This is a genomic window from Haloarcula montana, assembly GCF_035666295.1.
In the GTDB taxonomy this organism is placed as follows: domain Archaea; phylum Halobacteriota; class Halobacteria; order Halobacteriales; family Haloarculaceae; genus Haloarcula; species Haloarcula montana.
This window is the reverse complement of the sequence record NZ_CP142027.1, coordinates 977,521-989,525: the sequence shown is the minus strand read 5'-3', so window position 1 is coordinate 989,525 and position 12,005 is coordinate 977,521. Positions and strand designations below refer to the sequence as shown.

The following is a 12,005-nucleotide window of genomic DNA, read 5'->3' as shown; positions in this document are numbered from 1 at the left end:
AACATGCTTGCACTCACCGAATCACTCCCGCTCGGGCTGACCGATATATTCTCGCCATCAGCATCCGACTCGATGTTCCCGGAGCCGCTTTTGGAACTGACTGGGTTCCAACACAGCCAGCCCTATCCCAGCTGTCGGACGGCAATCGTCGGCGCACTCCAGGCGGCGGAGATTGGATCGGAGCAAGAGGTACTCGTTCCGGGCTACACCTGCTATGCCGTCCAAAGGGCGGTCGAACAGGTGACAACACCGGTCTATGTCGATGTAACCGAGGAATACACGATGGACCTGACCCACGCCGCCCGTCAAATGTCTCCGGACACGGCCGCTATTCTCCCGACTCACCTGTTCGGGACACCCTGTAACATGATCGAAATCGCTCAATTCGCCACAGAACACGATCTCGTCGTCATAGAAGACGCAGCACAGGCCATCGGAACGCTATTAAATTCGGATCAAGTCGCACAGTATAGCGACTATTGTACGTTCAGTTTCCGGTTTTACAAAGACGCAACGGCCTTTGGCAGCGGTCTTCTTCTGTCTCCGACGCCCGGGCCGTCACCGTCCGCGGACGGCCAGCTGTTGGACCAGCGACTGCAGCTCATTGGTATCAAGCTGTTCACCGAGACCATGGGGGCGCTTCCCGGACGGCTGTATCGACCGCTACGCGAGCGGGTTCTCGACCCCATTGCTCGGTCGCGTTCTGATGCCGTTGAGCCGGCTGAACCCACTGCGCTCAGCCGATGGCAGCGACGCCTCCTTGATCATCAGTTGGACACGTTGCCTGAGCGGGTCCGGACGAGGCAGAACCACGCGGATCGCTACGCCGCCCGCCTTCCGGACGGCATCGACTACTTGGAGCCAGCGGATGAATGCTCATATTTTCGGTTTCCGATTCAGGTGGCCTCCGAACTACGGGATCCTCTGAGTGCGCGGTTACGAGAGCGCGGCGTCGGCTGCTCGAAGATGTACTCGTACACTGTCGCACCGGAGGGGACGTGTCAGACTGCCGACCGCCTCGCAGATGGGATACTCAATCTCCCAATTCACGCTGGCATTGACCGGCTGACCATCGACCGCATCGCGGAGATTACGACCGATGTGTACCGGGAACTCGACGGTGCGTCCGGGACTGTTGTGCGCGAATGAATACTATCAATACTCCCCTCGATTGTTCTCCAAATATGAGTGTCTCCTTTCGCTCGCTTGATCCCGACCGGACTGACGAGTGGGGACAGGTTCTTTCTCACTGTCAGGCTGGCACAGCGTTTCATACGCTCGCTTGGAAGCGGGCGATCGCTCGAAGCTTACAGTACACGCCAGCACACAGGGTCGGTATCGATTCAACCGGGGAAATAATTGCACTCGTTCCCGGCTTCTCGGTCCCAGAAATAAGCGGGCGGACAATTGTCAATCCTTTCTGTGAGTACGGTTACCCGCTGGTGAACGGCAAGACCCGAACGAAGCCGCTTCTTGAGGAGCTGGAGTCGTCGCTTGGACGTTCGTCGACGCTGATTCTGAAAGAGAGTCCCCTGTCGGGGATCTCCGGCTACTACCCGACTGGCTACGCCGGTATCCGGACGGGTGTCGCGTTTCGGCTTTCGACGGCCGTCTCCTACGAGAGTCTCCGTGAAACGAAATTCAACGCTGATCTCCGATCGAGTCTTAGGGACGCGACCACGTACGACCTGGAGCTTCGTGAACGGAACGCACTTGACGCGTACTATCCCCTCTATTTGCAAACGATGCGCCGACTTGGTAGCCCTCAGTTTTCCCGGGCGTTTTTCGAGGCGCTTCTTGACGAGTTCGACCAGGCGGCGACGGTATTGGTTCTCGAATCGGCTGGCGAGTCGGTGGCTGGCGTGTTCTATCTTGACTACGACGGTACCCGACACGTACTCAGCAACGCATCCGACCCCGACCACTGGGAGAAACACCCGAACGAGTATCTGTACGCCGAGATTATCCGTCGGGCTTGCGAGGGAGAGTGTACTGTCGTCGATTTCGGACGTACCGAACGGGATTCGAGTCTCTTCGAATTCAAGACGAAGTTCGGCGGTACCGTCTTTCCGCTTATAAGCTTCGTGACACCGCCACACAATGTAAGACGTGCGTCGGTCTCCCAATACAAACGGCTTGAACCTCTCTCGAAGCGTCTCGCACCTCTTTTAACACACCCCACAGTAGGACCACGCGTTAAGAGGTGGATTCATGAGTGACGCGATTCTTTGGGGTGTCGGGGCCGTCGCCATCGTCGCCCTAACAAACGGGTACTGGATTCGCCGCTATCGGACAGCGTTAGACGGCCTCGAAACGGCGAGGGAGTGGGAAGAGAAAGTACCCCAGCAGACACAACAACCCGAGACACAAGCCATGCTCCATGAGGCCGCCGAGGCAGCGTCAGTGAAGCCAGAGAACCTGACCGAGGAGATAGAGCGGTTGATAACGCGCGCTGATAGCCTTGAAGACCGCGTCGAGACCATGCGCGACGCGTGGGCACGGTCATGGTGGGAGTGTGCCCAGCACGAGGCCGTCGCTACGGACACTACCGAAGTCGTTATCTGCAGTATTCCGGACGGCCACAGCGAGGACGCGAGAGCGTTCGCCCGGGAAGCACTCACCTATGACGCGCTGGTCGCTATCGTTCTCGCCGAGGAGGACGGGTCGTTCGCCGTCGGCGTAGGCGAATACATTGCCGAACGGTACCCGGCCACCGAGGTTGCGTCACAGATTGCCAAAGAGGCAGGACGCGGTGGAAGCAGCGGCAGCCAGCGCCTCGCCGCCGGTGGGGGCGCAGACACTGACACATTGGAGATGGCCGCAAAAAAAGTTCGCGATCGTATTCTGTCAGATATTTGATTGGGTGGGTTAGGGATCGGCCACCGAGGTGTTGAACCGTGCCTCGTCAATAGTACCAACGAAGCCTCGCTCACCCTGTGACGTCGCCCCGATTCTGAAAGCCTCGCTATTTTGGATATCGCCGTCGAAGCTCTCTTCACCAACGAATTGGCCGTCTAAATAAAGACGGTAACGGCTTCCGTTCCGCATGAATGTCAACCGGTGCCACTCTCCGTCAGTGACTGTCGGTCCGTTCACGACCGCGGCTTCACTCCCGTTTCCAGCAGCTGCGACGACGTTCCCACTACTCAGGGCCAGCATGTACCCGTCGGTCCGTCGGAAGGGAGTTTCCGGTGAGGTACTCACGAGTCGTGGGAACCGCACTGCTGAGGAGTAGTTTACGTCTGGGTCCGTCTTGAACCGGACTGTGAGGATGAACTGTTCGTTCCACAGCTGACTTGCGTTTTTGACGACGATTGACCCGCTGCCGTCGAAATGGACCGCACGGTTCTTTGGGTTGGTGGTCCAAGATGTACCGTTAACCCTCGCGTGATTCCCTCCGACAGCGTCGAACGCGACTTCACCCCGCCCTTCATTGAATGTCCAGTAGGCTCGGCCCTGTCCGTTGGTGATGAAACCAGGGTCCCTGATGTCGTGCTCGGTTACCGTTTCGGTGTCGTTCAAGATCGTGTACTGGCCCGGGTACGGGACGGTAACGACGTACCAGCCGTTCATTGTCGCTTGTACGGAGCGACGGTAATTGAACGATGTCTCCCCGACGGTGACATTTTGTTGCACGACGACGCTTGAGTTGGGCGGGGCTTGGCCTGTGATTGTTCCCCCCCCCACGAGAGCGAATACTCGGAGCCCATCACCGTTGATGATGAGGCGGTAGTTTGATACACTTGATTGACCCGATCCTCCGCCTTCGGGGTACGTTCGGAGTTTGCTCTGAAGTGTTTGCTCACCCAACCTGTCCAAGCCCTCGTTTATGACGACGAACCCGACCCGTTCTTTATATTTGTTGTACGCACTTTCCCCGTTGGTAGCAGTTATGAACTCTTCGTAATTATTCTTGGCGTAGCCGTAGGTTCGCGACTCCCCGTTGACAAGGTAGTTATAAAACCGGTTGACTCCCCAGTCGCTCAAAACATAGTTCTCAGGATAACTGAACTCGCGCGCTTCTTCGTAGTTGTTTATGCCAACCGCTGTTTCATATTGTTCTTCGCCGACCGCCAGTTGGTTCATCTTGACAGCAGACTGGAGGCCGCCTATCCCGCCAATTAACATGAAGAGCAATAGGAGATAACCGAGCGTCCGCGACGACGGCAGAGTGGGTCGTGAGAACTTACGCCCCGCAGAGAAAAACTCGAACTCTTGGAGTACGTCCGTACGAGCGGCTATGTGAACGAAACCTATCCCCGCCGGAACAGTAATAAACAGAGCTAGATACCCACCGAATCGAATCTGCACTAGTGATAATAAGAAAAAACTCCACCCATACACTGAGAGGAGGAGCCAACCTAAGTTATCCTGTCTGTACGCGTGGTGAGTCCCTATTATCAAATATGGAAGACCGAGAAAGAGCACGAATCCGAAAATAAGCACTGGAGCGAATACGATGCCGAGTGAACCGCTGAACAGTCCCATTGTCTCGGCGATACCGCTTGATTGGAACTGAATCATGTATCCAACGAACCGTTCTAGTGCTCCGGAAAAACCCGGAAGTATCCACGCGAGAAACATTGCAAAGAATCCGCTTACCGTGACTGACGTGAGGACGAACACTCTTTGTGACCTCCCGACTCGGTAAGCGGCCTCTCCAAGACCGACAACAGATAGCGAACCAACGAGAAGGAATAACGGTGAAGCGGCTCGATACAACGGCATCCATCCAAATACGAAGTGAGTAACGAGACCGAGAGCAGCAGCGACTCCCAGACCCAGCAAGACGCCGCGCGTATCTTCGAGTGGTGACTTTTCCCTCTGAACGGATTTAAATGTAGAGAAAAAGAGAAAAATACCGACCGGAGCAACCAGTAGCGGGCCGGCGCGCCAGGACATAACCTGTGCTACCACCCCGACACCGACAATGCACATACCTGTGATTGCTTCCCTACTTGTACCGTCTCGGTCACGAGACTGAAGGACAACCAATAGCGCGAACGCAGTCAGCGCCAGCCAGAGGAAATCGAACGCATCGTGGTCTGCAAAGCCTATGGATGTACGGTAGGCGTGTGCAGGCACAACCGCAAGCAACGCGACGCTTGCTAATCCCATCCGATGGTCATTAAGGAGACGGATGGCGAACCAATATATTAGAGCCGCAGTGATGACGCCGCTGACGACAGGGTACACCGCCAGAACGATACCACCGGTCCGTGGGGATCCCCCAAAGAGTACCGTCGCCCACCACAGCGAGACGGTTGTAAGAACATCGTGATTGTGAATACCTTCTGGGAGTTTGGTTAGGGCTTCGAGACTGAAAGCTTGGAGTGAACTGCGTGATAATCTATTGACCGAATACCAGTAAAAGTACGGATCATTCCCGGTCAGAGTGATGTGGTCGCTGCGAAACACCGCTCCAAAATTGAATACCGTTCGAATGAGTGCCACCCCTGCGAGGAGAGCTACGAGTGGTCCTTGCCGTCGATAGTCGATATCTGGAACCGCTGCACTGAGCTGTTGGCCGTCAACCCGACTGGTACTTGAATGACTTGCCTCACCAAAGAGTGCCATCTCAACGGCGTTGCGGTCAACCAGCCGGTATCCCCCCTCGTGTTCCTCCACGATGCCTCGAGAAACCAACTCGCCAAACTCGCCGGAGTCAAGTTCGATGTCGTCGAATTCCCAAGTCCCCCGTTTATCATGGCTGAGGAGATCTTCCAAGTGAGACCGCAGATGCGGCTTCTCTTCAAGAAGAGTAGCAGTGGCCTCATTTACGTCATTCATTAACTTGGACAAAAGCATTCAGCATAATAAGACCAATGTTTGCAGGGCTGACCCCACTACGAGACCTCTCAGTCTTCGAGGTGTTGATCTAAAGAATGCAGGATGATAGCGGTAAAGGTCGCGAAGATGCCTGCCAGACCGAATATCGCGGACGAGAGCGCAAGCCCGAGGGGGAACGTCCCTGTCTGGATATAATTAGTTACAGTCCAGTACCCGAAGCCCGTCCCGACGAGTGCCATCAAGAATCCTGGGATCCCTAGTATCGATATCGGACGGTCTTTTTCGATGGTCAAAAGGATGTTCTGTAACAGCTGGGCACCGTGAGAGAGCGGATGGTGCTCATTCGCATTCTCAACGTCGTATGTAATAGTCGTCCCGATTTCCCTGATTTCGAAATCATTATTATGGGCGTGATGGAGGATGTCCACACTCGCGCTCATATGGTCGCCTACGTCATCGCTCTCCGCGAGCGAGGCGATGGCACGGCTATCGTAGGCTCGGAAGCCGCTCTGGGTGTCGGTAACACTGCCGGAATGGCCGTTACTGATACTTAGGTTAGTGAGCGTATTCACTACCGAGAGACCGTACCGCCGATAAAGCGGAGCATCCGTTGCCCCGCTGTTCATGAACCGACTTCCAATGACGATCTCTGCACCGCTCTTTTCCTGTTTCTCTACGAGTCGGGGGATGTCTTCCGAATGGTGCTGGCCGTCACCGTCAAGTACAACGAGATGTTCGGCACTCTGACCCGCGGCTTCGATAAAAAGTGTTTGTAGCGCCGCACCATACCCACGATTTCGTTCATGCTGGACGACAATAGCGCCTGCTTCCTCGGCTTGTTCCCGTGTTTGGTCTTTGCTCCCGTCGTCAACTACCATCACGATATCCGCGTACTCCCTCACCGAACGGACGACGTTATCAATGGTGGACTCTTCATTGTACGCTGGGATCCCCACCATCACCCCCACAGCCTTCGATTTGGTCGGTTTAGCATCATTGCCTCGCTGCTCGTAGATGGGGTCGGTGACGAACCCTTTTCGCGCCTGCTCAGCGCTCGCGTGGAAATTGATCCGCTCGTCAGGGTCGCCGACGTACAGTAACCCGTCAAGATTAGCTCGCTTTGCTGCGTCTTTGAGTACTGTCTTTGGCGTGTCCCTTGCAGCCGACGGTGGACTCACGATCTCGGCCCCGAGTTGCTGTGCAAATAGGACGGCCTCCGTTTCACGTTCATCGGTGTACGTCACGAACACACGCTGGTTCCGCTGTTGGGCCCGAAGTATTACACGTGCCACCGATTCGCTGTTGTCTGCGGTCGCCACAACACCGATAGCTGGTTGTCCACTTTTTTGACGTGGATGAATCAGTTGCTGCTCACTCTGATTCAGTGTATCTTTCTCTTGTTCAGATTCTCTCATAAATGGTTCGAGACTTTCATCGCTCAGTTTCGATTTTCAATAGCGGCCTTTGTCTAGTGTTCGCCAAAGTCTGGTAAAGATTATATCAAACATATAATGTTTCGGGTGGCGACTTGTCACTTAATCGGTGACGTTCTTAATAAATATATCTTTCTATGGTATTATTGATAGTGTATAGTTTAGCGTGAAGGCGGTGGGGCAGAAGTGTTCCTATAGCATGATTGTGGGGCTAGCGACATCGTTTCCTCGATGGTGATTAGTGAGTGCAACGGCCAGGCGGAAACACAGAGCGAGGAAGACGTGTGCTTTGACTCTCACTCGGCCTCAGATCCCTGGGGTCCCGAGGCCGAAATCTTTGCAGACGCCAATTGCTGTTTCAACGGCTGTGTTGAATCACTAGATGGCGGGGGGATAAGTCGCTAAATCAAAGCAGTTGAAGCGGGAGGCTTCCGTTGTCCATGACGAAAATCTCCCGCTTCACCGAGCGTTGTGTCTCGATTGCTCAAAGAGTTATGGGTGAACGAGGCGAATCCGCCGCCCCGGACGGAGGCGGCGGATTCGCCGAGTATGTCCACGTCTCAATCCATTGTCTCCGGATTTACCTCGATACGTCCTATCGCATGACGATCGACCTCCTGAAGGAGATGCCGCAAATAACGGGGGAGATCGGCCTCATAATGAGTATGAATACTTTTGCAAGTAGAGATTACTGTTAAGGTAATGGGATCACGTCGAACTGAGATCAAGCGTCACCTGCCGGAAGAAGAGATCGACGAGATGCTGAGAGAAGCTGAAGACGATCACCATCTTCGCCGAATCGGCTTCGTCAAGAACCTCTATCAGGGCGATACGATTCCTGAAGCTGCTGATCGGGAAGGTCGATCAGCAGCAACAGGGACACGCTGGGCAGAGGACTGGAACGAAGGAGGCTTCGAAGAACTGATGCCGAGTTTCGGGGGCGGCGGCCCCCGAAACTCGACGAGGATGAGCAACACGAGTTGGTGGAGACGCTTCGTGACGGCCAACCGTGGAAATCACAGGAGATTCAGCATCTTCTCCAGGAGGAATTTGACGTTTCCTACAGCCCAAATTATCTCGGTACCTTCCTTCGGAAACTCGGTCTTTCATACGCAAAACCACGACCAAAGCGTCCACACCGGCCAGAGAACCCTGATGAAATCCTCGAAGAGCGCGTCGACGACGCGCTCGACGAGGACGACCAGCCACACAACAAACGTGAGGGAGAAGACGAAGACGGGTGGATTGTTGAGGACGATATTTGTACAGACGGCGGTACGGTCCTCGGGTTTTTTGATGCATCGAAGCCACAGCCGTACGATAATTCACGGCGTGTCTGGTACGTCGATGACCCGCACATTGAACGGGAGTTAGTCAAGACACACGATTCTGCGGTCGGATTCTACGCCCTCAACGGTGAGAGTCTGGTAACGTTCACCGAAGACGAAGAGAAAGAGCAGATTTGCGGGGTATTAGAGAAGATCCGCGAGCAGAATCCCGGCAAGCGGATTCTGCTCGTCTTGGACAAGCACGGTTCACATAGATGTGAATACACGCGCAAGCGCGCGCATGAGCTCGGGATCGACCTGATTTTCATTCCATCAGGATCACCGCACCTGAATCCGATAGAGCAAGTCTGGAAGTATCTCAAATGGACGATGGCACCAATCGTCGTTGAGAACGAAGCGGAATTCAAAAACCTCGTCGAGGAAACCTTCGAGAAAATAACGAAACGCGTCAGCTTCGCAAAGAAGTGGTGCGAACAGTTCCTTGACTTTCAGAAGTTATCTTAATCATTAAAAGCGGCCGATCTCCCGCATCCATCCACCGTGTGTAATGCGTTCGACTGGATCGAGATGAGCGTCTGTCGAGTGCTGCTGCGCCAGTCGGCGCAGCTGCACGATCCCTCGAAACACGGTGCGATCGACGCCACATTCTACGAACGCTCAGCCGCAAGCCGCCACTACTGCCAGCGAATATGCTACCGCGCACAGAAGCTGAAAGTCACGAAAATCGTCGATACAGACACTCAGGCTGTTCTTGATGTACATTGCTCGACGAATCGTGAAGGAAGTGACGCAGACCTCGCCGAGCAGATCGTCCGCCGGAACGCGGGCGATCTGCGGTCTCTCGCCGCCGATAAAGGCTACGACAAGCAGTCACTCCGTGAATCACTGCATGAGCTCGACATCAGACCGCTGATCAAGCATCGGATCTTCGCGCCGTACGACCACGCACACAACGCCAGAATCGACGAACAGCGCTACAATCAGCGCTCTATGACCGAAACCGTCAATTCGGTTGTGAAGCGCTCGCTCGGCTTCGCCGTGCGAGCGCGGTCTTGGTTCCGTGAATTCCGAGAGATTGCCCTGATGAGCCTGTCATAGAATCCATCTCATAGCTTCTCACAGCCCGGTTCGTTTCCTCGCTCATGGTTGGTGATTGCAACGACGACCCGGAGACAGAGCGCAAGGAACACTTCTGTTCGTGCGTGGACGCGGCCTCGGGCGCGGACGTGCCCGAGGCCGCAGTCCTTGACCGCGTCGTTGGTTCGTTCGACGCCTGTCCGGTTGTTGTACGTCTCGTCCAAGATGGATTGTTTCAGCTGCACATCCTCGCTGTGTCCCCCGATTCGGTCTTCGACCCTGTACTCGATGTCTTTCGGGTCGTCAGTATTTCGCGGATTGTATGGGGCGATTGGCACGACCCCTGCGGCTAACAGGTGGTCGTGCCAGTCGAGGATGTCGTAGGCACTGTCTCCAAGCACCCAGACCGGTATATCGACGGCGAGCGCGTCACGTGTGACGCGCATCGCCGTATCCTGATTGACTTTTTTCGCTGGAGTGAACGCTACTGCGACGGGGATGCTATTGGCGGCGGTCACGACACAACAGACGTAGCCGTAATAGTAGTCGTCTTCAGCGTGGTCGTAGTTCTACTCAGTGTCCTCATCACGGTGATCAACGGGATTGTCTGTGCCGTTGATACGGAAGAGCTTGCCGAGCGGTACCTCCTTGGTAAGCTCATGGACTAAGTCGATGAACACGTCCTCTGGCATAAGTTCGAAGTCAGCAATGAACCGCGAGAGTGTCCGCTGGGACGGCAGACTCTCGAAGTCACACTGCCGCCAGACATCCTCATTGTGGAGTTCTCGTGTAATCGAACGTGGACCGTAGATATCTCTGTAGAAGCAGTGAATGACGCCTTTCAACAGTTCTGGTGGATCGTGAACCCGTGTTCCCCCCCTCGGATCAGGGCCGAACACGGGATAGTCGGTAAGAAACGACAGATCAAGCTGTTCGAACAGTGTCGTTGTCTCTGTCTCCATTGTTTGAAGACCTGTTCGACCGTAGCGTGTCTGGTAGGACGGAACTGGTCTTAAACACATCAGACTCGTTTTTACTGCTTCCTTGCGAGGACTTCTGCACTACCGCGCATTTGTGTTACTCTCCGTTAGTTGGATAACATCCGGCCCGAACTTGCGGACCACGGCCCAGTGTCCTGCACCACCCGTTCACGAGAGGTAGTACTCGACTGTACGTTTGAGTCCTTCCTCGAATGACCATTCAGGTGACCACCCCAGCGACTCCACTTTCGAACAATCAAGCGCATAGCGCTGGTCATGGCCGGCCCTGTCTTCGACGAACTTGATTTGGTCATTGGAAGCGCCGACCATGTCTATAATCCGTTTAGTTATCTCCAAGTTGGTGAACTCGTCACCACTCCCGATATTGTAGATTTCGCCGGGAACACCCTCTTCCAGTACGGTTGCGAGTGCGCGACAGTTGTCTGCTACGTATATCCACTCACGGACATTTGAGCCGTCGCCATAGACGGGGAGCGACTGACCAGCAGTTGCTCGTGTAATAAACTTTGGAATTAGCTTCTCTTCGTGTTGTCTCGGCCCGTAGTTGTTGGACGTCCGAGTTATCAGTACTGGTAGCCCATGAGTTGTGTAGTAGCTACTCGCTAGTAAATCTGCGCTGGCTTTCGTCGCAGCATAGGGATTTTGTGGTTTGAGTTGATCCCACTCGGTGAATTCGCCTTCTTCTATCTCCCCGTACACTTCGTCCGTAGAAACCTGGAGAAAGGACTCGATATCTGCGTCGAGGGTAGCTTCGAGAAGGGTTTGGGTACCCAAGACGTTCGTTTCGACGAACGGCTCGGCTCCTTCTATCGACCGGTCGACGTGTGACTCGGCTGCAAAGTTGACTATTCGGTCCACGTCCGCGACCAGTTCGCGGACGAGCAACTCGTCACAAATATTCCCTTCGACAAACTCGTGTTTCGGGTGTTCAAGGACTGAACTGAGATTTGCTTTCGAGCCAGCATATGTGAGCGCGTCGAGCGTTACGACAGACTCGTCGCGCTCTTCGAGCAGATACTCCACGAAGTTCGATCCAATAAAGCCAGCACCTCCTGTGACCAAAGTCTTCATGCTTGTGTAGCTAGCTCGGTCCGTATTTATAATTCCATTGTACCGTTGGTTGTACTCGATTACCCGGCCGCGGGCACACGTATCAGGCTCTGTGGGCAACTAACTGAAGCGAGCAAACGGATGTGGCCCCGTTGAGTGTGGCGTTCCGGACGACGCAAGGGTCTATATCTGGTAATTTGACCGGTTCTCAAGGAAATAATTCAGCTTTTCGGCTGGGAGATCTTCGAACCGGAGTACTGACTGACAGCTAATTCTCGGACACTTCATCACCCGGTTGGACTCAAGTTCGTTTGCCGCTACGACTGTCCCACAGTTTGAACACACATGTGTGATGATACGCATTG

At 54.6% G+C, this 12,005-nt stretch carries 7 protein-coding genes and 4 pseudogenes; 6 read left to right on the top strand and 5 right to left on the bottom strand.

Going from position 1 to position 12,005, the window contains the following annotated elements; genetic code table 11:
* Positions 1-3 precede the first annotated feature (3 nt).
* Genes VJ109_RS05165 through VJ109_RS05155 form a run of 3 tightly spaced genes read left to right on the top strand, consistent with a single transcriptional unit; the run spans position 4 to position 2,859 of the window.
* Entirely contained in the window at positions 4-1,149 is a 1,146-nt protein-coding gene (locus VJ109_RS05165) for a DegT/DnrJ/EryC1/StrS family aminotransferase (RefSeq protein ID WP_324759565.1), read from the top strand.
* 35 nt (positions 1,150-1,184) lie between these two features.
* Positions 1,185-2,219, top strand: coding sequence for a GNAT family N-acetyltransferase (locus VJ109_RS05160; protein ID WP_324759563.1), 1,035 nt, complete (start codon positions 1,185-1,187; stop codon positions 2,217-2,219).
* Positions 2,212-2,859: a DHH family phosphoesterase gene (locus VJ109_RS05155; protein ID WP_324759562.1), complete on the top strand. Its 648-nt coding sequence runs from the start codon at positions 2,212-2,214 to the stop codon at positions 2,857-2,859. The genes VJ109_RS05160 and VJ109_RS05155 overlap by 8 nt, the downstream gene beginning before the upstream one ends.
* Positions 2,860-2,868: 9 nt before the next feature.
* Here VJ109_RS05155 and VJ109_RS05150 read toward each other — a convergent pair whose 3' ends face one another.
* Both VJ109_RS05150 and VJ109_RS05145 read right to left on the bottom strand, forming a co-directional pair.
* On the bottom strand, positions 2,869-5,790 hold the full coding sequence (locus VJ109_RS05150) for a LamG-like jellyroll fold domain-containing protein (RefSeq protein WP_324759561.1): 2,922 nt from the start codon (positions 5,788-5,790) through the stop codon (positions 2,869-2,871).
* A 68-nt stretch (positions 5,791-5,858) separates the two neighbouring features.
* The gene (locus VJ109_RS05145; protein WP_324759559.1) at positions 5,859-7,109 is read right to left on the bottom strand and encodes a glycosyltransferase family 2 protein; all 1,251 of its coding nucleotides are present in this window, start codon (positions 7,107-7,109) and stop codon (positions 5,859-5,861) included.
* Between the two features lie 554 nt (positions 7,110-7,663).
* On the opposite strand from VJ109_RS05145, the pseudogene VJ109_RS05140 reads away from it, so the two are divergent.
* From VJ109_RS05140 to VJ109_RS05130, 3 pseudogenes are all read left to right on the top strand, one after another.
* Positions 7,664-7,879: pseudogene (locus VJ109_RS05140) on the top strand (IS5/IS1182 family transposase); the annotation flags it as partial.
* Positions 7,880-7,925: 46 nt separating this feature from the next.
* A pseudogene (locus tag VJ109_RS05135) lies at positions 7,926-9,016 on the top strand (IS630 family transposase).
* 3 nt (positions 9,017-9,019) lie between these two features.
* Positions 9,020-9,610, top strand: a pseudogene (locus tag VJ109_RS05130) (IS5 family transposase); the annotation flags it as partial.
* Positions 9,611-9,618: 8 nt separating this feature from the next.
* Here the strand turns inward: VJ109_RS05130 and VJ109_RS05125 are convergent.
* The 3 genes and pseudogenes from VJ109_RS05125 to VJ109_RS19520 all read right to left on the bottom strand — a co-directional run bounded on the left by VJ109_RS05125 (position 9,619) and on the right by VJ109_RS19520 (position 12,003).
* Positions 9,619-10,611, bottom strand: a pseudogene (locus VJ109_RS05125) (transposase).
* A gap of 126 nt (positions 10,612-10,737) precedes the next feature.
* Positions 10,738-11,661, bottom strand: coding sequence for a dTDP-glucose 4,6-dehydratase (gene rfbB, locus VJ109_RS05120; protein WP_324759558.1), 924 nt, complete (start codon positions 11,659-11,661; stop codon positions 10,738-10,740).
* A gap of 162 nt (positions 11,662-11,823) precedes the next feature.
* A complete protein-coding gene (locus VJ109_RS19520; RefSeq protein ID WP_434737275.1) occupies positions 11,824-12,003 on the bottom strand; it encodes a hypothetical protein in 180 nt (59 codons plus the stop codon).
* Between the last annotated feature and the right edge of the window lie 2 nt (positions 12,004-12,005).

Excerpts from the sequence above, each read along its gene's own strand:
- VJ109_RS05165 (WP_324759565.1), top strand. The coding sequence starts at position 4 with ATGCTTGCACTCACCGAATCACTCCCGCTCGGGCTGACCGATATATTC.
- VJ109_RS05160 (WP_324759563.1), top strand. The coding sequence starts at position 1,185 with ATGAGTGTCTCCTTTCGCTCGCTTGATCCCGACCGGACTGACGAGTGG.
- VJ109_RS05155 (WP_324759562.1), top strand. The coding sequence starts at position 2,212 with ATGAGTGACGCGATTCTTTGGGGTGTCGGGGCCGTCGCCATCGTCGCC.
- VJ109_RS05150 (WP_324759561.1), bottom strand. The coding sequence starts at position 5,790 with ATGAATGACGTAAATGAGGCCACTGCTACTCTTCTTGAAGAGAAGCCG.
- rfbB (WP_324759558.1), bottom strand. The coding sequence starts at position 11,661 with ATGAAGACTTTGGTCACAGGAGGTGCTGGCTTTATTGGATCGAACTTC.
- VJ109_RS19520 (WP_434737275.1), bottom strand. The coding sequence starts at position 12,003 with ATGCGTATCATCACACATGTGTGTTCAAACTGTGGGACAGTCGTAGCG.